This window comes from Streptomyces sp. NPDC048172 (genome assembly GCF_043202595.1).
GTDB lineage: Bacteria > Actinomycetota > Actinomycetes > Streptomycetales > Streptomycetaceae > Streptomyces.
The window spans coordinates 664,866-688,070 of record NZ_JBIDAT010000003.1 but is presented as its reverse complement, the minus strand read 5'-3'; the positions used below and the strand labels follow the sequence as shown (position 1 = coordinate 688,070).

At 73.9% G+C, this 23,205-nt stretch carries 22 protein-coding genes; 14 read left to right on the top strand and 8 right to left on the bottom strand.

Features of this window, described 5'->3' with window-relative positions:
• Positions 1-61: 61 nt before the first annotated feature.
• A complete protein-coding gene (locus ACGF3A_RS16405) occupies positions 62-1,441 on the bottom strand; it encodes a geranylgeranyl reductase family protein (RefSeq protein WP_393730175.1) in 1,380 nt (459 codons plus the stop codon).
• 182 nt (positions 1,442-1,623) lie between these two features.
• Here ACGF3A_RS16405 and ACGF3A_RS16400 point away from each other — a divergent pair, with 182 nt between their 5' ends.
• Complete coding sequence (locus ACGF3A_RS16400; protein ID WP_393730174.1) at positions 1,624-2,994, top strand: dipeptidase; 1,371 nt, start codon at positions 1,624-1,626, stop codon at positions 2,992-2,994.
• A 57-nt stretch (positions 2,995-3,051) separates the two neighbouring features.
• On the opposite strand, the gene ACGF3A_RS16395 is transcribed toward ACGF3A_RS16400, so the two are convergent.
• The 3 genes from ACGF3A_RS16395 to ACGF3A_RS16385 form a co-directional block, all read right to left on the bottom strand.
• Complete coding sequence (locus ACGF3A_RS16395) at positions 3,052-4,086, bottom strand: NUDIX domain-containing protein (protein ID WP_393730172.1); 1,035 nt, start codon at positions 4,084-4,086, stop codon at positions 3,052-3,054.
• Positions 4,087-4,281: 195 nt separating this feature from the next.
• Positions 4,282-4,725: a hypothetical protein gene (locus ACGF3A_RS16390; protein ID WP_393730170.1), complete on the bottom strand. Its 444-nt coding sequence runs from the start codon at positions 4,723-4,725 to the stop codon at positions 4,282-4,284.
• Between the two features lie 335 nt (positions 4,726-5,060).
• Entirely contained in the window at positions 5,061-5,627 is a 567-nt protein-coding gene (locus tag ACGF3A_RS16385) for a TIGR03086 family metal-binding protein (RefSeq protein WP_393730168.1), read from the bottom strand.
• A gap of 71 nt (positions 5,628-5,698) precedes the next feature.
• Between ACGF3A_RS16385 and ACGF3A_RS16380 the strand changes: the two genes are divergently transcribed.
• Both ACGF3A_RS16380 and ACGF3A_RS16375 read left to right on the top strand, forming a co-directional pair.
• Positions 5,699-6,613, top strand: coding sequence for a DUF6597 domain-containing transcriptional factor (locus ACGF3A_RS16380; protein ID WP_393730166.1), 915 nt, complete (start codon positions 5,699-5,701; stop codon positions 6,611-6,613).
• Between the two features lie 41 nt (positions 6,614-6,654).
• On the top strand, positions 6,655-6,999 hold the full coding sequence (locus ACGF3A_RS16375) for a DUF952 domain-containing protein (protein WP_393730164.1): 345 nt from the start codon (positions 6,655-6,657) through the stop codon (positions 6,997-6,999).
• Positions 7,000-7,068: 69 nt separating this feature from the next.
• Here ACGF3A_RS16375 and ACGF3A_RS16370 read toward each other — a convergent pair whose 3' ends face one another.
• A complete protein-coding gene (locus ACGF3A_RS16370; RefSeq protein WP_393730162.1) occupies positions 7,069-8,886 on the bottom strand; it encodes a serine/threonine-protein kinase in 1,818 nt (605 codons plus the stop codon).
• A 133-nt stretch (positions 8,887-9,019) separates the two neighbouring features.
• On the opposite strand from ACGF3A_RS16370, the gene ACGF3A_RS16365 reads away from it, so the two are divergent.
• On the top strand, positions 9,020-9,523 hold the full coding sequence (locus ACGF3A_RS16365; protein ID WP_393730160.1) for a hypothetical protein: 504 nt from the start codon (positions 9,020-9,022) through the stop codon (positions 9,521-9,523).
• A gap of 58 nt (positions 9,524-9,581) precedes the next feature.
• On the opposite strand, the gene ACGF3A_RS16360 is transcribed toward ACGF3A_RS16365, so the two are convergent.
• Both ACGF3A_RS16360 and ACGF3A_RS16355 read right to left on the bottom strand, forming a co-directional pair.
• Positions 9,582-10,079 (bottom strand): hypothetical protein, encoded by a 498-nt coding sequence (locus tag ACGF3A_RS16360; protein WP_393730158.1) that lies wholly within the window; start codon positions 10,077-10,079, stop codon positions 9,582-9,584.
• Between the two features lie 75 nt (positions 10,080-10,154).
• Entirely contained in the window at positions 10,155-11,114 is a 960-nt protein-coding gene (locus ACGF3A_RS16355; RefSeq protein WP_393730156.1) for an ROK family protein, read from the bottom strand.
• A 190-nt stretch (positions 11,115-11,304) separates the two neighbouring features.
• Here ACGF3A_RS16355 and ACGF3A_RS16350 point away from each other — a divergent pair, with 190 nt between their 5' ends.
• Entirely contained in the window at positions 11,305-12,366 is a 1,062-nt protein-coding gene (locus ACGF3A_RS16350; protein WP_393730154.1) for a LacI family DNA-binding transcriptional regulator, read from the top strand.
• A gap of 29 nt (positions 12,367-12,395) precedes the next feature.
• On the opposite strand, the gene ACGF3A_RS16345 is transcribed toward ACGF3A_RS16350, so the two are convergent.
• Entirely contained in the window at positions 12,396-13,187 is a 792-nt protein-coding gene (locus ACGF3A_RS16345; RefSeq protein WP_393730152.1) for a class I SAM-dependent methyltransferase, read from the bottom strand.
• A gap of 221 nt (positions 13,188-13,408) precedes the next feature.
• Here ACGF3A_RS16345 and ACGF3A_RS16340 point away from each other — a divergent pair, with 221 nt between their 5' ends.
• The 9 genes from ACGF3A_RS16340 to ACGF3A_RS16300 are packed head-to-tail and all read left to right on the top strand — an operon-like array spanning position 13,409 to position 23,179.
• Positions 13,409-14,440, top strand: coding sequence for a hypothetical protein (locus ACGF3A_RS16340; RefSeq protein ID WP_393730712.1), 1,032 nt, complete (start codon positions 13,409-13,411; stop codon positions 14,438-14,440).
• A 43-nt stretch (positions 14,441-14,483) separates the two neighbouring features.
• Entirely contained in the window at positions 14,484-15,758 is a 1,275-nt protein-coding gene (locus tag ACGF3A_RS16335) for an FAD-dependent monooxygenase (protein ID WP_393730150.1), read from the top strand.
• A gap of 46 nt (positions 15,759-15,804) precedes the next feature.
• On the top strand, positions 15,805-17,214 hold the full coding sequence (locus ACGF3A_RS16330; protein WP_393730148.1) for an MFS transporter: 1,410 nt from the start codon (positions 15,805-15,807) through the stop codon (positions 17,212-17,214).
• Positions 17,211-18,080, top strand: coding sequence for an FAD binding domain-containing protein (locus tag ACGF3A_RS16325; protein WP_393730147.1), 870 nt, complete (start codon positions 17,211-17,213; stop codon positions 18,078-18,080). The genes ACGF3A_RS16330 and ACGF3A_RS16325 overlap by 4 nt, the downstream gene beginning before the upstream one ends.
• Positions 18,077-20,446, top strand: a complete 2,370-nt coding sequence (locus tag ACGF3A_RS16320; protein WP_393730145.1) for a xanthine dehydrogenase family protein molybdopterin-binding subunit — start codon at positions 18,077-18,079, stop codon at positions 20,444-20,446. The genes ACGF3A_RS16325 and ACGF3A_RS16320 overlap by 4 nt, the downstream gene beginning before the upstream one ends.
• Positions 20,446-20,997 (top strand): (2Fe-2S)-binding protein, encoded by a 552-nt coding sequence (locus ACGF3A_RS16315; protein ID WP_393730143.1) that lies wholly within the window; start codon positions 20,446-20,448, stop codon positions 20,995-20,997. The genes ACGF3A_RS16320 and ACGF3A_RS16315 overlap by 1 nt, the downstream gene beginning before the upstream one ends.
• The gene (locus tag ACGF3A_RS16310; protein ID WP_393730142.1) at positions 20,970-21,638 is read left to right on the top strand and encodes an SRPBCC family protein; all 669 of its coding nucleotides are present in this window, start codon (positions 20,970-20,972) and stop codon (positions 21,636-21,638) included. The genes ACGF3A_RS16315 and ACGF3A_RS16310 overlap by 28 nt, the downstream gene beginning before the upstream one ends.
• Positions 21,635-22,267: an isochorismatase family protein gene (locus ACGF3A_RS16305; RefSeq protein WP_393730140.1), complete on the top strand. Its 633-nt coding sequence runs from the start codon at positions 21,635-21,637 to the stop codon at positions 22,265-22,267. Before ACGF3A_RS16310 ends, ACGF3A_RS16305 begins: the two co-directional genes overlap by 4 nt.
• Before the next feature lie 60 nt (positions 22,268-22,327).
• Complete coding sequence (locus ACGF3A_RS16300; protein ID WP_393730711.1) at positions 22,328-23,179, top strand: alpha/beta fold hydrolase; 852 nt, start codon at positions 22,328-22,330, stop codon at positions 23,177-23,179.
• The last annotated feature ends 26 nt before the right edge of the window (positions 23,180-23,205 follow it).

The following is a 23,205-nucleotide window of genomic DNA, read 5'->3' as shown; positions in this document are numbered from 1 at the left end:
GCGAACGGGCGTCAGCCGAGCGCGGTGATCACGACTACTCCCCGCGCAGTACGGGCTCCGCCTACGAGGACGGGGGTGACGAGGGCGACGACGGTGACGAAGGCTGGGCGACCGAGGTGCCGGTGCCCTCGCCTCCGTCCTGGCCGTCGTCCCCTGCGGCGGTTCCGGCGCTCTCGGCGTTCCGCGCCTCGCGGGCCTCCGCCTTGTCCAGGCGGTCCAGGGCGCGGCGGGCCACCGGGTGGGTGCGGACGACCTCGGCGAGGGAGGTGGCGCCGCGGGCGAAGCGGGCGAAGACGTTCCAGGCCGGGCGGAAGCCGGTCAGCGCCGCGTGGAAGAGGCCGGGGCGGCGCGAGAAGATCCGCAGCAGCCGCCGTCCGACGCCCATCTCGACGCCCAGCCCGGCCTTGACCGCGAACGCGTAGTTGAGGGCCTGCCTGCGGGCGTCCACCGCGTCGTGCGCCTCGGAGATCCGTACGGCCCACTCCCCCGCGAGGCGGCCCGAGCGCAGCGCGAAGGAGATGCCCTCGCGCGTCCACGGCTCCAGCAGTCCCGCCGCGTCACCGCAGACCAGCACGCGTCCGCGGGAGAGCGGCGAGTCGTCCGTACGGCAGCGGGTCAGGTGCCCGGAGGAGATGCGGGGCTCGAAGCCCGCGAGGCCCTGGCGGGCGATGAAGTCGTCCAGATAGCGCTTGGTGGCCGCGCCCTCGCCGCGCGCGGAGATCACGCCGACGGTGAGGGTGTCGCCCTTGGGGAAGACCCAGCCGTAACTCCCCGGCAGCGGACCCCAGTCGACCAGCACCCGGCCCGCCCAGTCCTCGGCGACGCTCGGGGGCACCGGGATCTCGGCCTCCAGGCCCAGATCGACCTGGTCCAGCTTGACGCCGACGTGGGCCCCTATGCGGCTCGCGCTGCCGTCGGCGCCGACGACCGCGCGGGCCAGCACCGGCTCGTCCTCGCCCGCGACGACGACGGCGACGGTGCGCCGGTCGGGCACGGCGGGGCCGTGCTGCTCGACGCGGGAGACGGTGACGCCGGTGCGGACCTCGGCGCCCGCCTTCACCGCGTGGTCGACGAGGCTCTGGTCGAACTCGGGCCGGTTGACGAGCCCGAAGAGCATGTTCCGGGAGCGGCGGGTACGGGCCAGCTTCCCGTTGAGGGAGAAGGTGACCGCGTGCACACGGTCCTGGAGCGGCAGCTCGAAGCCGGGCGGCAGGGCGTCGCGCGAGGGGCCGATGATGCCGCCCCCGCACGTCTTGTACCGGGGCAGCTCGGACTTCTCCAGCAGCAGCACCCGCCGTCCGGCGACCGCCGCGGCGTAGGCGGCCGAGGCCCCGCCGGGGCCCGCTCCGACCACGACGACGTCCCAGACCGCGTTCTCCTCCGGGCCACCGGCGGCGGCGCCCTCGGATTCGGTTCCCCCGGCTGCGTTCTCGCTGCTCACGATGTGCTTCTGCTCCCGCCCGAGCTCGGCTCCTGCATGGTCCACCGCATCCTACGGCGCTCGCGCACCCGTTCTCGCGGCGGACCGCCGCCGGGCTCCCGGCGGCCTCCGCCACCGCGGATGTGCGGTACACATGTCTGCGTACACGTGTGCCAACGTCGCACCCACAAGGAGCGTTCCCCATGCCGCAGACCCCTTCGGACCTCGCCACCTCCGTCGCCGCGCTGATGCCGCGAGCCCGGGAGGAGCTGGCCGAGCTGGTCGCGTTCCGCTCGGTGGCCGATCCGGAGCAGTTCCCGCGGAGCGAGTGCGAGGCCGCGGCGGGCTGGGTCGCGGACGCGCTGCGCGCGGAGGACTTCCAGGACGTCGCGATACTGGACACCCCCGACGGCACCCAGTCCGTCTACGGCCTGCTGCCCGGCCCGGCGGGCGCGCCGACGGTCCTGCTGTACGCGCACTACGACGTGCAGCCGCCGCTCGATGAGGAGGCGTGGCACACGCCCCCGTTCGAGCTGACCGAGCGCGAGGACGGCCGCTGGTACGGGCGCGGCGCCGCGGACTGCAAGGGCGGCTTCCTGATGCTGCTGCTCGCCCTGCGCGCGCTCCGCGCGAACGGCGGGGTGCCGGTCACCGTCAAGGTCATCGCGGAGGGCTCGGAGGAGCAGGGCACGGGCGGCCTGGAGCGGTACGCGGAGGCGCACCCGGAGCTGCTCACGGCCGACACGATCGTCATCGGCGACGCGGGCAACTTCCGCAACGGCGTGCCGACCGTGACGGCGATGCTCCGCGGCATGGCCCTGGTGCGCGTCCAGGTGGACACACTGGAGGGCAATCTGCACTCCGGCATGTTCGGCGGCCCGGCCCCCGACGCGCTCGCAGCCCTCGTCCGCACCCTCGACTCGCTGCGCGACGCCGACGGCAACACCGTCATCGACGGCCTCGCCGCGGACGGCGAGTGGCCCGGCATGGAGTACCCGGAGGACGTCTTCCGCCAGGACGCCCGGGTGCTGGACGGCGTGCAGCTGGCGGGCACAGGATCGGTCGCCGAGCGCGTCTGGGCGCGCCCCGCCGTCTCGGTCCTCGGCATCGACTGCCCGCCGGTCGTCGGCGCCACCCCCTCGGTGCAGGCGAGCGCCCGGGCCCTGGTCTCGCTGCGCATCGCGCCCGGTACGGACGCGCACAAGGCCGTCGAGCTCCTCACCGCCCACCTGGAGTCGCACGTGCCGTGGAACGCGCGCGTCACGACCGAGACCGTCGGCCAGGGCCAGCCCTTCAGCGCCGACACCTCCAGCCCGTCGTACGCCGCGATGGAGGCTGCCCTCCGCTCGGCGTACGACGGCGAGGAGATGCGCGTCGCCGGACAGGGCGGCTCGATCCCGCTCTGCAACACCCTGTCCTCCCTCTACCCGGAGGCCGAGATCCTGCTGATCGGCCTCAGCGAGCCGGAGGCCCGTATCCACGCGGTCAACGAGAGCGTCGACCCGCGCGAGCTGGAGCGCATGTCCGTGGCGGTGGCGGAGTTCCTCCGCCGCTACGCGACGACCGGCGCGTAGTCACGGGAGTCGCGTGAGCCGCGCGAGTCGCGCGAGTCGCGCGAGTCGCGCGAGTCCTCAGAAGAGGTTGCGGGCGCCGACGGGGACGCCTGCCTCCAGGTAGAGGGGATGGCCCTCGCGGCGGGCGCGGAGGGCGCATCGGAGACGGTCGAGGCGTACGGGCGGGAGGAGCCCGGCGGCGTCCTCCTCCGTCACGAAGCGCCAGCCGCGCAGCTCCGCGCTCGGGAGCAGCAGCGAGGCGGCGTCCTCGGCCGCGAGGAGGCCGCCGTCGAAGAGGAGCCGCAGGCCGCCGAAGCCCGGCGGGTCCGGGGGTTCCCAGTCGACGACGAGCAGCCGGGGCTCCTCGTGCAGACGCAGGCCCAGTTCCTCGCCGACCTCGCGCACCCCGGCGAGGGCGGGGGCCTCGCCGGGCTCGACGACGCCGCCGGGGACCTCCCAGCCGGGCTTGTAGGTGGGGTCGACCAGGAGCACCCGGTCGCGCTCGTCGAAGAGCAGGACCCCGGAGGCGACCGTCTCGGCGGTCGGCTCCGGGGTCTGCACGATGTCGACGGCACCGGCCCCCGCGCGCACGGCGGTGGCCACGCGTTCCGCCGTCTGGCGCGGGGTGAGGCGCGAGGTGTCGACCGTATGGGCCTCGGCGGTGATCCAGGGCAGGGCCTCCGCGTAGGGCTCCAGGTGGCGGAGGCACCAGGCGCCGGTGGACTCGCCGTCGGTGGCGGCCCGTTCGGCTATCCGTTCCCGGAGGATCGTTTCCCCGGCGTGCAGCAGGATGTGGCACACCGGGATCCGGCGGGAGGCGAGGGCGCCGAAGATCTCGTCGCGGTAGTCGCGGCGGAGCAGCGTCATGGGTGTGATCAGCGGACCCCGCACCTCGCTGAGCAGCGCGGCGGCCGTGTCGGCCACGAGCCGCCGCCAGGAGGGGAGGTCCTGGAAGTCGCCGATCTGCCCGGCGCGCTCCTTCGGGAGCATCTTTCTGAGGCCGGCGCCGATGAGTTCAGGGTCGTAGAGCGTGCTTCCGGGGAGCAGGTCCAGGAGTTCGTACGCCGTCGTGGTCTTGCCCGCGCCAAAGGCGCCGTTCAGCCAGACGATCACGGTGGTCCCCCCTCATCCGTCGTCCCCGTTCAGTTGCCCGCATCACCCTGCCCCGGAAACGCGCCGGGGCGGCTCTGCCCGCGCCGAAAGGGGCACGGCGCGCGCGCCCCGGCGCGCAGGACGGGCGCGCGACCAGGAATGAGCGGGAATGAGGGGGTCGGGTGACGGCAGGGGGGACGCGTCAGCGGGGCCGGCTCACTGGCGGGTCCCCTGGCCGCGGACCTTGGTGGTGCCGAGCGAGGTGCCGCTCGGGTCGAACGTCTCGGCGGAACCGGCGCTGGCGAAGGAGTTACCGCTCTTGAGCACGCCCTTCTGCTCGATCTCGATCCGCATGAGGAGGGCACCGCTGTCGTCGTAGATGTGCTCGGTGAGCTGGTACGAGAAGAGGCCGGGGCCGAGTTTCTTCCAGGTGCCGGTGCCCGACTCGTTGCTGAGGGTGCCGTCCTTGGCGAACCTGATGACGGTGTTGTTGACGCTGCCGTCCTCTCCGGTCGCGCGCACCGCCCAGGTACCCACGAGTGAGGGCGCCGTCCTGCTGTCGCTCACCCGCTCACCACCGCTGCCCGCGGGCGCTGAGGGCAGCGCCACGGCGGCCGTCGCCGGTACGGCCGCGAGGGCACCGGCCGCGAGCAGCGTCACCGCTCCCCGCCCGAGCCACCGTAAGGTCCGGTCCTTGTCCGCGCCTTTCGCATTCCTTGAGATAAACACTGCACCACCCGTCGAAGTCGCTGAAATGAGGCAGCGAACGAATTCACCCGCACGCTCGGCGCGGGATTTCCGGAGGGGTCCCGCCTCCATAAGTGCGGAACTCGCCGCCATCCGGACCCACTATTCCCGGATGACCCGGCATCCGTTCGCGACCGCAGCATAACCAGGGGCGGAGGGTCGCGTACACACGCACAGGAAAAGAATTCCGCATTCCGCAGTTAGCCGACCGGAACCGCCGGGAATTCCTCCGACACACCTTCCGGCCGTCACACCTTCCAGTGCGGATCGCGGCCCATCTGTCCGAGAAGCCTCTCGAAAGGCGGCGCGTCCTCGGGCACCGGGACCTCCTCGCCGAGGACGCCCGACTCGCGGGCCATGGGGCCCATGGCGGCGAAGGCGGGGAGGAGTTCGCCGATCACGGTCTCGTCCGGGGCATACGGCTGCCCCGTGGCGCGCGCGAGGTCCCAGCCGTGGACGGTGAGGTCGCCGAGGACCATGTGCGCGACGGTGCGCTGCGGCATCCCGAAGCCCTGGGACTTCCCCTCCAGCGTGCCGGGTTCGCCCCAGGCGGCCACCAGCCTGCCGGTCTCCTCGCCGAAGCGGGCGCGCCAGTCGCCGTCCAGGTAGTCGGGGGTGGTGCTGAAGTCGGCGGTGTCCTTGGCGGCCAGCGCCTGGAAGCCGACCACCACGTGGAAGAGGTGGTTCAGCAGGGCCCGTACGTCGTACTCGGAGCACGGGGTCGGGTCCCCGAGCCGCGCGTCGGTCACGCCCTGGACGACGGGCACCGTGCGGCGTGCCGAGCGCTCCATGAGTTCGCTGAGTTCGTTGGCCATGACCGGAGCGTAGGGCCGGTCGCCGGACCCCGGCTTGAAGAAACACGACACGACGCAGCAACATCGCTGTCATGGCAGGCCAGAACCGTTCCACCAGTCCTGTTCCGGGTGAGGACCCCGTTCCGGGCGAGGACCCCGTTCCGGGTGAGGGCTCCGCGCCGCGCCGGGACACCCGCGGCATCGTCGAGGCCCCGGGGCTCTTCGCGCGCGTCCGGTTCCGGCGCAGGGCACCCGCCGGGCCGCTGCGCCCCTGGGTCGAGCACTACTGGCTGATCGACTGGGACCTGGACGAGCCGTACGTCTCCCATGTGGTGCCCCACCCCGCCGTGAACCTCGTCTTCGAACGGCGCGGCCCCGCGGGCCTCGCCCCGGAGACCGGGCTGGTGGCGGGCGTGGGCACCGGCCTGTTCTCCACGAAGCTGGAGGGAACGGGCCGGGTGTGCGGGGTGCAGCTGGTGCCCGGCGGCTTCCGCCCGTTCCTCTCCCCGCCGCGCCCGGTCTCCGCATTCACCGGGGCCCAGCTCCCCCTGGCGGACGTCTTCCCCGGCGCCGACGCGGCGCCGACGGCGGCCTCCCGCGTGCTGGGCCCCGAGGACGAGGACGCGCGGGTCGCGGCGCTCGACGCGTTCTTGCTCTCCCACGGGCCGCACGCCGACCCCGGCGCCGAGCAGGCGAGGGCGCTCGCGCGCCGCGTCCGTACGGACCGTACGGTGCTGCGGGTCGAGGAACTGGCCGCCGACGAGGGCGTCTCCGTCCGTACGCTCCAGCGGCTGTTCGCCACGTACGTGGGCGTCAGCCCGAAGTGGGCCATCCTGCGCTACCGCGTCCACGAGGCCCTGGAACGGGCCACCCTCGATCCCGGCACCGACTGGTCGCGCCTCGCCGCCGAGCTGGGCTACGCCGACCAGGCCCATCTGGTCCGCGACTTCACGAGCGCCGTCGGCGTCTCCCCCGCCGCGTACGCGAAGGCGGGTTTTCCCGGCTGACCCGGCTGACAGGTGCCGGGCGCGCTGTCTAGCGTCGTGCCATGACAGAGCTGCTGCACCTCACCGAGCGTGTCCTGTGGGAGGAGGCGCGCGCGGCCGGGACGTACCAGATGTCCACCAAGGGCCGCACGCTGGGCGAGGTGGGGTTCATCCACGCCTCGCTGCGCCACCAGCTCCCGGCCGTCGCCCGCGCGCTGTACGGCGAACGCCCGGAGCCCGGCCGTCTCGTCGTCCTGGTCATCGACAGCGAGCGGCTGACGGCACCCGTACGGTACGAGCCTCCGGTGCCGGGCGGCACGGATCTCTTCCCGCACATCTACGGGTCGTTGCCGGTCGGCGCCGTCGTGGACGTCGTGGACGTGGAGTCGTGGCCGGGAGCGGAGTGAGCGTCACTCACGCCCCGTTCGAGCTGCCGAAGGCCGAACGGGGCGTAGAAAACTGGCCGTGCCCGCCGGTCACCTCTCCCGGCAGAGCGTGACGCCCGGGATGCGCTCGTCGCTCTCCGTGCCCGCGATGTAGGCGGCGCCCACGTACACGTCCTCGTTGCCGCTGTCGTCGTCGGTCTTCACCGACCAGGTGTTGGTGCGGCCGTCGAAGGTGTCCTCGGTGTTCCAGTTGATCTGGCAGTAGATCCGCCGCGGTCCGGCGGAGACGGTGCCGACCTGCTTGCCGGTACGGATACGGGAGGGCGCCTCGCCCGCCACGGTGCAGGTGAACGCGGTGCCGCCGCCGGTGCACGCGGGCGGCGGCGTGGTGCCGCCCGGACCGCCGTCGCCGTTCCCGCCGTCCCCTCCCCCTCCCCCTCCCCCGTCGCCGCCGCCGTCCCCGCCGTCCTGTCCGGACGAGCCGCCGCCGTCGGCCGCGCCGCCGCCCGCACCGCCGCCGTCGGAGCCCGGTCCTCCGGTGCCGCCGCTGCCCGTACCGCCCGCGTCCTGTCCCTCGCCGCCGACCGCGCCGCCGCCCTTGCTGGCGGCCCCGGACGGCTTCCCCGAGCGCTCGCGGCCGTCGGGCCCTCCGCCCCGCTCGCGGTCCTTCCCGTCCTTGCCGCCCGCCTGTCCCCCGCCGTCCGGGGACGCGGAGGAGCCGGGCTTCGACGGGGCACCCCCGGCCCTGTCCCTGTCGCGGGAGCCGCCGGGCTCGTCGCGGTCGAGCACGCTGTACGCCGTCGCGCCGCCCGCGAGCGCGAGCACCGCCGCGACGGCGGCCACGACGACGGCCCGGCGACGGCGCCGCCCGCCCGGCGCGGCCGTGCCCTCGGCCGATTGCGGCTCCGCCTTCTCCGGGGCCGCGGGCGCGTTCGAGACCAGCTGTTCCGGTCGTTCCTCCGCCGGGCCGTCCCGCCGTGCCCGTACCACCACCGTCGCCCGGTCCCCGGCCGCCGCGGCGCCCGCCGACTCCGCGGCCTCGCGCAGCAGTTCGCGGGCGCGCGCCGCGTCGGGGCGTGCCGCCGGGTCCTTGGCGAGGAGCTGGGCGAGCACGGGCCCGAGGGCGCCCGCGCGGCGGGGCTCGGGCAGCGGCTCCGTGATGATCGCGGAGAGGGTGGACCAGACGGACGTACGGCGGAACGGGGCGGCGCCCTCCACCACCGCGTACAGCGTCATGCCCAGCGCCCAGACGTCCGAGGGCTTGCCGAAGTCGTCGCCCTGGGCGCGCTCGGGCGGCATGTAGTCGAGCGAGCCGACGAGTTCGCCGCTGCGGGTGAGGCGGGCGGCGCCCTCCGCGCCCTCCGCGCCGTCCTCCGGCGCCTCGATGCTGGCGATGCCGAAGTCGGTCAGCACGACGCGGCCGCCGGAGTCCAGCAGCACGTTGCCGGGCTTGACGTCGCGGTGCAGAACGCCGACGGCGTGGGCCGAGGCCAGCGCGTCGGCGACCTCGGCGCCCAGCGCGGCGGCGGCGCCGGGGTCCATCGGCCCGTCGTCGTGGAGCACGCCGTCCAGCGAGGGGCCGTCGATCAGCTCCATCACGATGACGGGGCGGCCCTCTTCCTCCAGCACGTCGTGCACCGTGATCACGCGCGGGTTGCGGATCCGGGCCGCGGCGCGGGCCTCCCGCTGCATACGGGCACGCATGTCGGCGAGTTCGGACGCGGCGGCGTCCGTGTAGGCGCGCAGGATCTTGACGGCGACGTCCCGCCCCAGCACCTCGTCCTCGGCGCGGCACACCACGCCCATGCCGCCGCGCCCGATACGCCCGGTGACGCGGTAGCGTCCGCCCAGCAGACGCCCCGTCAGCTCCCCGTCCCCGCGCGGCCCTTCGTGCTCCCCCGATGCCACGGCTGCCCGTCCCCCTCGTCCGTCGTCCTCGGTCGTCGTCCTCGTCGTCCGATGCCCCCACACCCTAGGGGAGCGTGTCGACTCTGTCGGACTCCCTGGTGGCGGCGCCCGCGAGCGGTGGCATCTTGGTGCGATGGATGAGTCGGAAGTGACGTGGCAGACCTGGTTGTCCGGGCTCGGTCCGCGGCAGCGGTCCGCGGCCGAGAGCCTGCGGTCCCGGTTCGAGGCGCTCGGCTCCGCCGACGCGGCGGAGCTGGCGCGGTCGGAGATCGAGGAGGACGAGCCCCAGCTCGCACGCCATGTGCTGCTCCGCGCGCTCTGGCACGGCGCGATCGACGGCTGGTCGGGCCCCGGCGCCGTGGAGCAGGTGGCGGCGGGACGCCGACTGCTGGACGCGGGCGCCGACCGGGAGGATCTGGTGCTGCTGGCGCGGGCCGTCGCCTACGAGGCGGTCTTCGCCACCGTGGACGAGCTGGACTCCGGCGCCGACGTGAACGTGTCCGGCGCCGACGTGGGCTGGGCCGTCATGGAGTCCGGCGAGGACGGCGCGCCCACCGGCCGTCCGCTCGCGGGCCTGCACGAGGACCTGCTGACGGCGGACCCGTCGGGGCGCGACGGCGCCGACCTGTGGCGATGACGATGGGGTGCTGGTGGAGTGCTGGTGAAGTGCCGGTGGCCGCACGTCGTCCGTACGGTCAGAGCTGGTCCCCGATCTGCCGGGTCAGCCCCTCGAAGAACTCCTGGAGACCGGCGGCGGCGAGGTCGAACCGGGCGGACCACGAGGCGGCGGCGGACCGCCACACCCGCCCGGAGCCCGCCAGCGCGAACAGGTGGCCGCCGCCGTCGCTGGCGAACACCAGGCCCGGTTCCTCGCCTTCGATCCGGATGTCGCCGTACTCCTGGAAGTGACGGGCGACCGTGGCGGCCGGGTGGACGAAAGTGCCGGTGTGCACGTCGGGCAGGGAGACCTCGGCGAGCACCCAGTACATCGTGGTCAGATCGGAGGGCACCGGCGTCAGCTCCACGAGCGCGTCGGTGGACCGGTGGCTCTCGTCGCTCGCGCGCACGACCGCGTGCGTGCCGGGCGGAAAGCCGTAGCGCGCCTCGAACGACGTCATCAGCGCGGCGAGCTCCTGGTCCGTACGCGCGCACCAGTCCCGCATCCAGTCCGCCGCGAGCCGTTCACCGCTCACCGTTCGCCGCTCACTGTCACGGTCCTCAGTCCTCTCCAACCCCGGGGCCGGGGAGAACATACCGGAGGGCGCGGGTCAGGCGCCGCCCAGCCCCGACGGGCCGTTCTCCAGCAGCTTCCAGCAGGCCGCGGCGGCGCCGACCAGGCCCGCGTCGGCGCCCATCTGGGCGGGGGCGATCTGCAGGCCCTGGACGAAGGAGAGCGTCGCGTACCGCCCCAGCTCGCGGCGGAGGGGGGCGAAGAGGACCTCTCCGGCCCCGGCGACGCCGCCGCCGATCACGGCGATCTCGATCTCCACGAGCGTGGCGGTGGCGGCGATGCCCGCCGCGAGCGCCCGCGCGGCGCGGTCGAAGGCGGCGACGGCCACCGGGTCCCCGGCGCGCGCCGAGGCGGCGACAGCGGCCGCCGTCGCGTCGCCGTCGGGCCCCGGCCGCCAGCCCTGCTCGTGGGCGAAGCGCGCGATGCTGGGGCCGCTGGCGAGGCTCTCGACGCAGCCGCGCGAACCGCAGGCGCACAGGCCGCCGTTCATGTCGACGGAGATGTGACCGATGTGCCCCGCGTTCCCCGTCGGGCCCGGGTGGACCTGACCGTTCAGCACCAGGCCGCCGCCGACGCCCGTCGAGACGACCATGCATAGCGCGCCCGTACGCCCCCGGGCCGCGCCCTGCCAGTGCTCGGCGGCGGCGAGGGCGACCCCGTCCCCGACGAGGGTCACCGGCAGGCCGCCCGCGTGCTCGCGCACCTGGGCGACCAGCGGATAGTCGCGCCACGACGGAATGTTCACCGGGCTGACGCTGCCCGCCTTGGCGTCCACGGGGCCCGCGCTGCCGATGCCGACCGCGCCCGCGCGGTGCCAGTCGGGGGCCGCCGCCAGCTCGTCGAGCACCTCGGAGAGCGCGGCGGCGACCTGCTCGGCGCCCGACTGGGCCCGCGTGGGACGCTGGGCCCGGGCGAGCAGTCTGCCGCCGCTGTCCACGAGGGCACCGGCGATCTTGGTGCCTCCGATGTCGAGCGAGGCGACGAGGTCGTTGCGCATGGGCAGTTGTCTCCTGAGGGGCGGTGGCCCGGGGCGGCGCCCCGGAGGCGGGGTCCGGCGGCGGGGTCCGGACCCGGGCCGGGGGCGGACCGGACAAGTCTGACCACATCTGACAACGTTGTCCAGACCTCGGCCGCCCTGGGCACCCCGGGGACTATGCTGCTGGTCCCGCAGGAAAGGACAGGACCCCGTGGCCGATACCGCCCGCCCAGCCGCCTCCCGCCAGAACGGGGGCCGTTACGGCACCAGGCCCACCATGAAGGACGTCGCCGCGCAGGCCGGCGTCGGCCTCAAGACCGTGTCCCGTGTCGTCAACGGGGAGGCGGGCGTCTCCAGCGACACCGAGCGCCGCGTCCAGGAGGCGATCACGGCGCTGGGCTTCCGGCGCAACGACAGCGCGCGGGTGCTGCGCAAGGGCAGCACCGCGAGCGTGGGCCTCGTGCTGGAGGACCTCGCCGACCCGTTCTACTCGCCGCTGAGCCGCGCCGTCGAGGAGATCGCGCGGGCGCACGGGGCGCTGCTGATCAACGGGTCGAGCGCGGAGGACCCCGAGCGCGAGCGGGAGCTGGCCCTCGCGCTGTGCGCCCGCCGCGTGGACGGGCTCATCATCGTCCCGGCCAGCGACGACCACCGCTATCTGGAGCCGGAGATCGCCGCCGGGGTCGCCACGGTCTTCGTGGACCGCCCGCCGGGCCGGATAGAGGCCGACATGGTGCTCTCGGACAGCGCGAACGGCGCGCGGGAGGGCGTCGCGCACCTCATCGCGCACGGCCACCGCCGCATCGGCTTCATCGGCGACAACCCCCGCATCCACACCGCGACGGAGCGGCTGCGCGGTTACCGGGAGGCGATGGCCGAGGCGGGCCTCCCCTCGCCCGACTCCTGGATGGCCCTCGGCGGCACGGAGCCCGAGCGCGTCCGCGCGGCCGCCGCCCGCATGCTCACGGGCCCGGACCCGGTCACGGCCCTCTTCGCCGGGAACAACCGCGTCACGGTCACACTCGTCCGCGTCCTGGCCGAGTTCGCCGGGCGGGACCACCCGGTGGCCCTCGTCGGCTTCGACGACTTCGAGCTGGCCGACCTCCTCTCTCCCCCGGTCACCGTCGTCGCCCAGAACCCGGCGGAGCTGGGCCGCAGCGCGGCCGAGCTCCTCTTCCGCCGCCTGGACGGCGCCGACGACCCGCCGCGCCAAGTCACCCGCCCCACCCGCCTGATCGCCCGGGGCTCGGGCGAGGTACCGCCGCCCACGTGAGCGCCGACGTGTGAGCGCCGCCCCCGGGTCTACGGCCCGACGTCGGTGCGGCTCGTCACGATCAGCTCGTGGAGGTACCGCTTGGTGACGCGGCCCCCGTAGTGGTCGTCGATCAGTGCGCCGATCGCCTCCAGCAGCGACCGGCGGGTGTCCGCCGGCAGGGCGCGGTGGCCTGAGTAGGTGCGCAGGACGTCGAGGTACTCGGCGCCGGTGTAGGTGATCTCCTGTGCGTACGCCTGGACGGTCGCCTCGCCGAAGAGGCCGTCCCGGCGCAGTTCGGCGGTGTCGGTGGAGACCGTGGCCTCGTCCGGGAGGGTCTGGCCCGGCTCGGTGCCGGGGACGTGGCGCTCGTAGCACTCCTGGGCGCGGGCGAAGAAGTCGTGGGTGCCGCCCGCGACATGGTGGGTGGCGATCAGCGCCAGGGTCCCGCCGGGCGGGAGGGCCTCGGCCAGTTTCCGTACGCGTACCTCCGGGTCGAGCCAGTGGAACGAGGTCGCCGCCACGGCCGCGTCGAAGCCGCCCTCGGGGAGCGGCCACTCCTCGAAGGCGGCGGCCTCCACCCGGGCCCTGGGGTACGGGGCCAGGTTGCGGCGGGCCACCGCGGCGAGGCGCGGACCGCGCTCGACGGCCGTGATCCGGCAGCCCAGTTCCGCCAGCGGCACGGTCAGCTGGCCGGTGCCGGGGCCGATCTCCAGGACGCGGGTGCCCGGCGCCGGGGCGATGTGCCGGGCCAGCTCCTCGACCAGCGCCGCCGGATAGCGGGGCCGGGCCCTGTCGTAGAGCTCCGCGTCCTCGTCGAAGGTGTCGCGCAGTGCCGCCATGCCGGTTTCCGCCTCTCTCGCGCCCGCGCGCGGACGCCTTCCGTGCGCCGTGTGTCCGTCAGGAAAGATCCCCGTCAACTCCGTGCACGACCCTTGCCAAGCCAAGTTAGTACGTGTTCGGATTATCTCCGTCGGGCACCGCTCCCGACCCACATTCTTACTGGTCAGCCCCCATGTGAGGGGCCAATTCCGCCGTGCCCTCAACCACTTCGGAGGACCTCGTGTTCGATCTCTCGTCCGTCGACCTGCTCGACGCCTTCACCCGTGAACTCCAGCTCTGCAAGGTCCAGGAGGGCGAGCACGTCGTCGTCCTCGCGGAGCCCAACAGCCGCGGGGACTACGTCGCGGCGGCCTTCGGCGCGGCCAAGTCGCTCGGCGCCCGCGTCATCGCGGCGACCGTGCCCGGCGGCAGCCCCGCGCCGATGCCCAGCACCCACACGGGCGCGGGCCCCGGGCTCGCCTCGGTGCTCGACGACCGCGCCGCGCAGGACCTGCTGAAATCCGCCGACCTGGTCGTGGACCTCACCCAGGAGGGCTTCATCCACGCGCCCGTGCAGCAGGAGATCCTCAAGGCGGGGACGCGGATCATCTTCGTCTGCGACGCGCCCGACGTCCTCATCCGCAATCTGCCCGACGAGAACGACAAGCAGCTCGTGATCCGCGAGGCCGAGCTGCTGAAGAAGTCGCGGGTCATGCGCGTCACTTCGGCCGCCGGAACCGATCTGACGGTGCAGCTGGAGGGCTCGAAGCCCGAGTTCCAGACCGGCTTCGCCGACGACCCGGGCCGCTGGGACCACTGGCCCAGCACGATGGTGCTCTGCTGGCCCGAGATCTCCGACGGGCAGATCGTGCTCGCCGAGGGCGACATCCTGCTGCCCTTCAAGGAGTACGTGCACTCCCCCGCCACCCTGCACATCGCGGGCGGCCGTATCGACAAGGTCGAGGGCGGGGCCGAGGCGCGGATGCTGGAGACGTTCTTCGAGGACGCCGACGACCAGTGGGCCCGCTACCTCTCCCACATGGGCTGGGGCCTGATGCGCTCGGCCGACTGGTTCGCGACGGCCATGTACGGCAAGGGCGACCTGATGGGCATGGACGCGCGCGCCTTCGCGGGCAACTTCCTCTGGTCCACGGGCCCGCACCCGGTGCTCGGCCGCGAGTCGTACGCCCACCTCGACATCGCCATGCGCGGCTGCACCGTCTCGGTCGACGGCACCGAGGTCGTCTCCGGCGGCGAGCTGACCGACCGCTGAAGCGCCCGCCCCCCATTCCGCACTCGTCCTGAGGAGAGCCGCCTTGGCGCCCAGTCAGTCGTTCGAAGCCACCCTCGTCGGCGGAGGTCTCGGCGGGCTCACCGCCGCCCTCGCACTGCGGCAGCGGGGCGTCCGGGTCACCGTGCTGGAGCAGGCGGCGCAGCTGGGCGAGGTGGGCGCCGGGATCCAGACCGCGCCGAACGCCAGCAGGCTGCTGCTCGGCATGGGACTGCGCAGGCAGCTGGAGGCCATCCACACGGAGCCGCTCGACCAGGTGCGGCGCCGGTGGAAGGACGGCAGCGTCGTCGGGCTCACCCCGCTCGGTCAGCACTGCAAGGACACGTACGACGCCCCGTACTGGCACTACCACCGCGCCGATCTGCACCGCGTCCTCATGGAGGCGTGCACCGATCCCGGAGGGCACGGCCCCGCCGTCACGCTGCGCACCAGCAGCCGGGTGACGGAGCTGGACCGCGCCGACCCCGCGCGCCCGGTCGCGGTCACCGACGGCGGCGAGCGGTTCGCGGCCGACGTGCTGATAGGCGCCGACGGCATCCGCTCGAAGGTGCGGGACCTGATGGGCGCCGAGGACACCCTCGAATTCTCCGGGGAGATGTGCTTCCGCGCGCTGATCGACGGGGAGGCCATAGCCGCCGACCCGGCGACGCGCTGGCTGGTGGACCGCTTCCAGTCCACCATCTGGTACGGCCCCGACCGCCATCTGGTGCACTACATGATCCGGGGCGGTGAGTACCTCAACATCGTGGCCATCGTGCCCTGCACGGACGAGGTCGCCGAGAAGTGGACGGTGCCCTCCTCCTCGGCCGAGCTGGCGGCGGCGTACCCCGGCTGGGACGACCGTGTCCCGGCGATGCTCTCCAAGGCCAAGGACGACGACGTCTCCCTCTTCGCGCTCTACTACCGGCGGCGCGACCCCGTCTGGCAGGACGGCCGGGTGGCGCTGCTGGGCGACGCCTGCCACGCGATGCTGCCGTACCAGGCGCAGGGCGCCTCGCAGGCGATGGAGGACGCCGCCGTGCTCGCCGAGGAGCTGGGCGCGGTCACGGCCGACGGCATCGAGCAGGGGCTGCGCCGCTACGTCGACCGGCGGGCCAAGCACGCGGGGATGGTGCAGGACGCCTCGCTGCGCAACAAGGACTTCTACCACTACCCCGACGGGCCCGAGCAGCGGGAGCGGGACGCCAAGCTGAGGCGCGGCTTCAGCGGCGAGTCCGACGTCTCCTACGACTGGCTCTGGAGCGGCACGCCGCTGCGGGACCCCGACATGACCGCCTTCGCCTACCAGTTCCCCCGCTGACCCATCCGTCATCCGCACGTACCCCCGTCCCCCTTGGAGCGAGCGCGTGAAGACAGGCGATCAGATAGTGCAGGAACTCCCCTGGAGATGGGGAGTCCAAGGAAAGATCTTCGTCATCGGTGGCCTCGGCTACCTGTTCGACGCGTACGACATCGCGCTCAACGGCTTCCTGATGCCCCTGCTCGGCAAGGAGTTCGACCTCAGCCTCAGCGCCCGGGGCTTCGTCGCCACGGCGAACCTCGTGGGCATGGCGGTCGGCGCGATCGTCTGGGGCGCCATCGCGGACCGTATCGGCCGGAAGAAGGCGTTCAGCGCGACGCTGCTGATCTTCGCGCTCTTCTCCGTGCTCGGCGCCTTCTCCCCCAACTACGGGATCTTCCTGCTCTTCCGCTTCCTCGCGGGCGTCGGGCTGGGCGGCTGCATCCCCGTGGACTACGCGCTGGTGAGCGAGTTCTCGCCGAAGAAGTACCGGGGCCGGATCCTCACCGCGCTCGACCTGTGGTGGCCCATCGGCGTCACCCTGTGCGGGCTGGCCTCGACCGCGCTGATCCCCACGGACGGCAACTGGCGCTGGATGCTGGCCACGATGGTGCTGCCCGCGCTGCTGCTGTTCTGGGTGCGGCGCGGGGTGCCCGAGTCGCCGGTCTACCTGACGAAGACGGGCCGCGAGGCCGAGGCCCGCGAGGTCATCGACGACCTGGTGGCGCGTACGGGCGCGACGCCCGAGCCGTACGCGGTCCCCGAGCCCGTGCGGCGGGAGACGACGGGCGGAGTGCGCGCCGGGGTCGAGCAGTTCCGCCGCCTGTGGAGCCACAGCCCGCGCATCACCTCGGTGGCCTGGCTGCTGTTCATCACGATCATGCTCGTCTACTACGCGGCGCTCACCTGGATGCCCTCGATCCTCAAGGAGGAGGGCTACGGCGACACCGCGTCGTTCACCGGCACGACCCTGATGAGCGGCGTCGGCATCGCGGGCGTGTGCGTCTCGACCTGGCTGGTGGACGTGGTGGGCCGCAAGCGGCTCATCGGCTTCTCCGCACCCGTGGCGACGGCTGCGCTGGTCGTCTTCGCGCTGGTGCTGGAGGTCCAGACGGCGGCGCTCGTCATGATCGCCGTCTTCGGCTTCCTGATCCAGCTCACGATCCCGGCGCTGTACGCGTACGTCTCCGAGCTGTACCCCACGACGCTGCGCGCCAGCGGCTTCGGCTGGGCCTCGTCCGTCAGCCGGATCAGCACCGGCTTCGCGCCGATGCTGTTCGGCTCGCTGATGTGGCCGCTGCTGGGGCTGCCGCTGACGTTCGCCGTGCTCGGCGTGGTCGTGGTCGCGGCGGTGCTGTGGATGGCCGTGGCGGCGCCGGAGACCAAGGGGCTCGAACTGGACGCCGACGAGGTGACGGGGGCCCCGGGCCCGGACCTGGGCCCCGCCTCCCCGCGTGAGGAGGTGCCCGCTCCATGAAGCCCGCCCCCTTCACGTACCACCGCGCCCGCGATCTCGACGGCGCCACCCGGCTGCTGGCCGAACTGGCGGACGCCGGGGGCGAGCCGAAGGTCGTCGCGGGCGGCCAGAGCCTGGTCGCCATGATGAACTTCCGCCTCGCCCGCCCCGACCACCTGGTCGACATCACGGGGCTCGACGGGCTGCGCGGCATCCGTACGGACGTCGACGGCACCCTGCGGATCGGCGCCCTCGCCACGCACCACGAGGTCGAGACGGCGCCGGACCTCGGCCCCGGCTTCGCCGTCCTGCGCGACGCGATGCGCTGGGTGGGCCACCTGCCCATCCGTACGCGCGGCACCGTCGGCGGCAGCCTGGCGCACGCCGACGCGACCGCCGAGTGGTGCCTGCTGGCCCTGCTGCTGGACGCGGTGCTCGTGGTCCGGGGGCCCGGCGGCGTACGGCGGATCGACGCGCGGGACTTCTTCCACGGCTACTACACGACGGCGCTGGAGCCCGACGAGCTGTTGACCGAGGTCGTCTTCCCGCGCCCGGCGCCGCACGCCGCGCTCACCGAGTACGCGCAGCGGCACGGCGACTTCGCGACGGTCGCCGCCGCCGTCGACCTCGACGTGGCGCCCGACGGGCGCACGGTGCGCGGCGGCCGGGTCGCGCTGGGCGGCGTCGCGGCGCTGCCCGTGCGCGTCCCGGAGGCCGAACGGGTGCTCGCCGAGGGAGGGACCGGACCGGGCCTCTTCGAGGCCTGCGCGTCGGCGGCGGCGTCCGCGATCGACCCGCCCGGCGACGCCAACGGCGGCACGGAGTACCGGCGCGGCCTCACCCGCACCCTGGTGAGGCGCGCCTGCGAGGAGGCGAGGGCCCGATGAACCGAGACCAGCCTGAAGGGACCCTCGTCGGCGCCTCCGTCGGGCGGCGGGAGGATCCGCGGCTGCTGACCGGGCGCGGCCGGTTCACGGACGACATCCGGCTGCCCGGCATGCTGTACGCCGCGTTCGTGCGGGCCACCGTCGCGCACGCCACCGTCACCGCGCTCGACCTGTCGGCGGTGCGCGAGGTGCCGGGCGTGGTCGCGGCGTTCGACGCCGACGACCTCAAGCTCGGCGACATCACGGCGCGGCTCGGCCGCCCGGCCTCCGAGTTCGTGCCGACGAGCATGCCGGTGCTGGCCCACGACCGGGTGCGGTACGCGGGCGAGCCCCTCGCGGTGGTCGTGGCCCGCGACCCGTACGCCGCCGAGGACGGCATCGAGGCCGCGCGTGTCACGTACGAGGCGCGGACCGCCGTCACCTCCGACACCCAGGCCCTCGCCCCCGGCGCTCCGCTGGTGCACGACGAGGCAGCGGCCAACACCCTCGTGGACGTCTCGATGTTCGCGACCGAGGGCATCGACGAGGTCTTCGCGGGCGCCCACCAGGTCGTGCGCGTCGAGTCCCGCACCGGGCGGCAGAACGCACTGCCGCTGGAGACCCGGGGCGCCGTCGCCACCTGGGACGACCGCGAGCAGCAGCTCGTGCTGCACACCTCCACGCAGGTCCCGCACCAGGTCCGTACGGTCGCGGCCCGCTGCCTGGGGCTGGACGAGCGCGCGGTGCGCGTCATGGTCCCGGACATGGGCGGCGGCTTCGGCCTCAAGTGCGTGGTGGGCCGCGAGGAGATCGCGGTCGGCGCGGCGGCGCTGCGCATGGGCAGGCCCGTGAAGTGGACGGAGGACCGCAAGGACGCGCTGACCGCCTCGTTCCTGGCGCGCGAGCAGCACTACGACGTACGGGCCGCGTTCGACGCGGAGGGCAGGATCCTGGGCCTGGACACGGACCTCGTCTGTGACATGGGCGCGTACTCCTGCTATCCGTTCACGGCGGGCATCGAGCCGCTGATGGCCTCGGCGGAGATGCCGGGCGTCTACCGGGTGCCCGCCTACCGCGTACGGGCGCGCGCCGTCACCACCAACAAGGCGCCGACCGCGCCGTACCGGGGCGTGAGCCGCCCGCAGTACGTGATGGTGATGGAGCGGCTCTTCGAACGGGCCGCGCGCGAGCTGGACCTCGACCCGGTCGAGATCCGCCGCCGCAACCTGATCACGGAGTTCCCCTACACGGGCGTCAACAACGTGACGTACGACCCCGGTTCGTACCGCGAGTCGCTCGACCTGTGCGAGGCGACGCTCCGCGAGGAGGGCTGGTACGAGCGCCGCGACGAGGCGGCGGCCGAGGGCAGGTTCCTGGGCATCGGCTACTCCTGCTTCAGCGAGCGCACGGGGTACGGCTCGACGGCGTTCGCGCAGCGGAAGATGGAGGTCGTCCCCGGCTTCGACATCTCCGAGGTCCGGATGGACACCAGCGGCGCGCTGACCGTGACCACCGGCACCATGAGCCACGGCCAGAGCCACGAGACGACGATGGCGCAGATCGCCGCCGACGCGCTGGGCCTGGCCCTGGACAAGGTCCGCGTCCACCAGGGCGACACCGACCGGATCGTCTACGGCTGGGGCACCTTCGCCAGCCGCTCGATCGCGGTCGGCGGCAGCGCCGTACGGCTGGCGGCGGCCAAGCTCGGCGAGAAGCTGCGGCTGCTGGCCGCGCACCGCTGGGACGTACCGACCGAGGAGGTGTCGCTCGCGCACGGCGGGGTGCGGCACACGGACGGCGAGCGCTTCCTCAGCCACGAGGAGCTGGCCGACGTGGCGTACCTCAAGGCGCATCTGCTGCCCGAGGGCGTCGATCCCGGGCTGTCGGCGACCGCGTCGTTCGACGTCTTCAACGACGGCACGTTCTCCAACGCCACCCACGGCGTCGTCGTCGAACTCCACGAGGGCACGGGCCAGGTGGAGATCCTGCGCTACGTGTGCGTCGAGGACTGCGGCGTCGCCATCAACCCGCAGGTCGTCGAGGGGCAGTGCCGGGGCGGCATCGCGCAGGGCATCGCGGGCGCCCTCTTCGAGCAGATCACCTACGACGAGCAGGGCGAGCCCTCGGCCACCAGCTTCATGGACTACAAGGTGCCGACCGCGCTGGAGATCCCCGACATCGGCATCCAGCACCTGGAGACGCCCTGCGCGTTCACCGAGACCGGCGCCAAGGGCGCGGGCGAGGGCGGCACCATCGGCGCCCCGGCGGCCGTCCTGAACGCGGTCAACGACGCGCTGCGCCCGACCGGCGTCGAGCTGAACAGCACCCCCGTCACCCCGGAGACCGTCGCCCACGCGCTCACGACTCACCCCCTGGAGCACGCCTGATGCCGGAGATCAGCCACCAGCCGCCCGGCCAGCAACTGCTGGCCCTGTCCGTGAACGGGGAGCGCCACGAGGTGCTCACCGAACCGCGCCGCACCCTCGTGGACGTGCTCCGGCACGACCTCGGCCTCACCGGCACCCATGTGGGCTGCGAGCACGGCATCTGCGGCGCCTGCACGGTCCTGGTCGACGGCGCTCCCGCACGGGCGTGCCTGATGTTCGCCGCGCAGGCCGAGGACGCCGAGATCCGTACGGTCGAGGGGCTCGGCGGCGGGCCCGACGGGCGCGAACTGGGTGACCTCCAGCGCGCTTTCACCGAGCACCACGGCCTCCAGTGCGGCTTCTGCACCCCGGGGTTCCTGATGCTCGCCGAGGGCTATCTGGCCGAGCGCCCCGAGGCGTCCAAGGAGGAGATCCGCGAGGTGGTCGCTTCCAACCTGTGCCGGTGCACCGGCTACCAGACGATCGTCGAGGCGATCGACGACTGCGCGGCGCGCCGCAGGGCGGCCCGTGACGAGGAGGTTTCATGCGGCTCAGCAACGCCGTCCCGGTGAGCGCCCCGCCGGGGGAGGTCTTCGCCCTGGTCAACGACGTCGAACGCGTCGTCTCCTGCATGCCCGGCGCCGCGCTCGACGGCCGCGAGGGCGACGACGGCTGGCGCGGCCGCGTCAAGGTCAAGGTCGGCCCGATCACGGCGGCGTACGCCGGTACGGTCCGCTTCCTGGAGGTCGACGAGGCGGCCCGTACGCTGCGCGTCCAGGCCCGCGGCGCGGACACGCACGGCAGCGGCGACGCCGAGGCAGCCGTCCGGCTGGAGGTCGCCGAGGCGCCCGGCGGCTCCTCCGAACTGCGGCTGGAGACGGACCTCGTGATCCGGGGCAAGATCGCGCAGTTCGGCAAGGGCGCGGTGGCGACCGTCTCGGACAAGATCCTCCAGCAGTTCGCCCGCAACCTGGGCGCGCTGCTGACCGATCAGGAGACCCAGCACCCCGCGACGGCGCCGGCCGCCTCGACCCCGAGGCCCACGCCGTCGGCCCCGGCCCCCGCTCCGCTGGCCGCCGACGACGAGCTGGACGGCCTCGCGATGTTCGCCGGTCCGGCCCTCACCAAGTACGGCCCCGTCGTCGGCGCCTTCGCCTTCGGCCTGTTCGAGGGCTGGCTGCTGGCCCGTGCCTTCCCGAGGAGGAAGCGGTGACCGCCGACGTCCAGGAGACCTATGAACGCGCCGGGTTCGGCGCGCCCGTACGGCGCGGCAGCCGTCCCGCGCTCGTCGTCGTGGACCTGACGCGGGGCTTCACGGAGCCCTCGTTCCCCACGGGCGCCGACCTGACCTCCGTCGTGGACGCCACCTCGGAGCTGGTCGGGGCCGCACGCCCCGCCGGGGTCCCGGTGATCTGGACCGCGATCTCGTACACCCGGGCCGAGGCGGAGGGCACCTCGGTCACCTGGCTCGACAAGGCGAGGGGCATGCGCGCCCTGGTCGAGGGCAGCGAGGCGGTCGCCCTCGATCCGCGGCTGCCCCGCGCCCCCGGCGACCCGCTCGTCGTGAAGAAGGGCGCCTCCGCGTTCTTCGGCACCTCGCTCGCCGCCTCGCTGACGGCCCTCGGCGCCGACACGGTGCTGGTCTGCGGCGCCACGACCAGCGGCTGCGTGCGCGCGACCGCCGTCGACGCGGTCCAGTCGGGCTTCCCCGTGCTCGTTCCCCGTGCGTCGGTCGGCGACCGCGCCGACGGCCCGCACGACGCGGCGCTCTTCGACATCCAGGCCAAGTACGGCGACGTGGTCGAGCAGGACGACGCGCTCGCCTACCTCCGCTCCCTCTGACGCCCCCCCCGATCCCCGATCCCCGATCCCCCCGCCCCTCCAAGGAGCCCCCTGTTGTCCCTGCCCTCCCGCTTCCTCACCCCCGAGGCCGCCGCCGACCTCGCGGACGTCCCGGCGGTCAGCCGCTGGGTCTCCCACGGCTCCCCCGACGGGCCCCGCCTCCATGTCCTGGACTACGGCGGCGACGGCGTCCCCCTGCTGATCCTGCCCGGCATCACCAGCCCGGCCGTCACCATGGACTTCGTCGCCCGCGCGCTGACGGACCTCGTACGCCCGCTGGTGCTGGACGTACGCGGGCGCGGCCTCTCCGGCGACGGCGCCTCGTACGGGCTGGAGGCGTACGCCGGGGACACCGAGGCCGTCGTCGACGGGCTCGGGCTCGACCGGCCCCTGCTCCTCGGGCACTCGATGGGCGCCCGTATCGCCGCCGCGACGGCCGTACGGGGAAAGGCGCCCCTGCGCGGAGCCGTCCTCGTGGACCCGCCGATGAGCGGGCCGGGGCGCGGCCCGTACCCGACGACGCTCGACGCGTTCCTGGGCCAGCTCGCCGAGGCCCGGCGCGGCACGGACGCGGAGGAGGTCGGCCGCTCGTGGCCGCGCTGGCCGCACCGGGAGCGCGCGCTGCGCGCCCGCTGGCTGGCGAGCTGCGGCGAGGAGGCGATTCGGGGCACCCACCGCGGCTTCGAGGAGGAGGACTTCTTCGACTGGTGGCCGTCGGTGCCCGTGCCGGTGGAGCTGCTGTACGGCGCGGAGAGCCCCGTCGTCACGGCCGAGGGCGCCGACGAGGCGGCCCGTACGCTGCCGGACGCGCGGCTCACGCGGATCCCGGACGCCGGGCACATGGTCTTCTGGGACAACCCGGAAGGCGCCCTCGACCGGCTGCGCGCCGCGGTGCGCGGCCTGCTCGCCTGAGCCGTCAACTGCCGTGCTTAAGTGGG

Bases quoted from the DNA above. Each gene is read 5' to 3' on its own strand.
- ACGF3A_RS16400 (WP_393730174.1), top strand. From the start codon at position 1,624: ATGCCGCAGACCCCTTCGGACCTCGCCACCTCCGTCGCCGCGCTGATG.
- ACGF3A_RS16385 (WP_393730168.1), bottom strand. From the start codon at position 5,627: ATGGCCAACGAACTCAGCGAACTCATGGAGCGCTCGGCACGCCGCACG.
- ACGF3A_RS16380 (WP_393730166.1), top strand. From the start codon at position 5,699: ATGGCAGGCCAGAACCGTTCCACCAGTCCTGTTCCGGGTGAGGACCCC.
- ACGF3A_RS16375 (WP_393730164.1), top strand. From the start codon at position 6,655: ATGACAGAGCTGCTGCACCTCACCGAGCGTGTCCTGTGGGAGGAGGCG.
- ACGF3A_RS16365 (WP_393730160.1), top strand. From the start codon at position 9,020: ATGGATGAGTCGGAAGTGACGTGGCAGACCTGGTTGTCCGGGCTCGGT.
- ACGF3A_RS16355 (WP_393730156.1), bottom strand. From the start codon at position 11,114: ATGCGCAACGACCTCGTCGCCTCGCTCGACATCGGAGGCACCAAGATC.
- ACGF3A_RS16345 (WP_393730152.1), bottom strand. From the start codon at position 13,187: ATGGCGGCACTGCGCGACACCTTCGACGAGGACGCGGAGCTCTACGAC.
- ACGF3A_RS16325 (WP_393730147.1), top strand. From the start codon at position 17,211: ATGAAGCCCGCCCCCTTCACGTACCACCGCGCCCGCGATCTCGACGGC.
- ACGF3A_RS16320 (WP_393730145.1), top strand. From the start codon at position 18,077: ATGAACCGAGACCAGCCTGAAGGGACCCTCGTCGGCGCCTCCGTCGGG.
- ACGF3A_RS16315 (WP_393730143.1), top strand. From the start codon at position 20,446: ATGCCGGAGATCAGCCACCAGCCGCCCGGCCAGCAACTGCTGGCCCTG.
- ACGF3A_RS16310 (WP_393730142.1), top strand. From the start codon at position 20,970: ATGCGGCTCAGCAACGCCGTCCCGGTGAGCGCCCCGCCGGGGGAGGTC.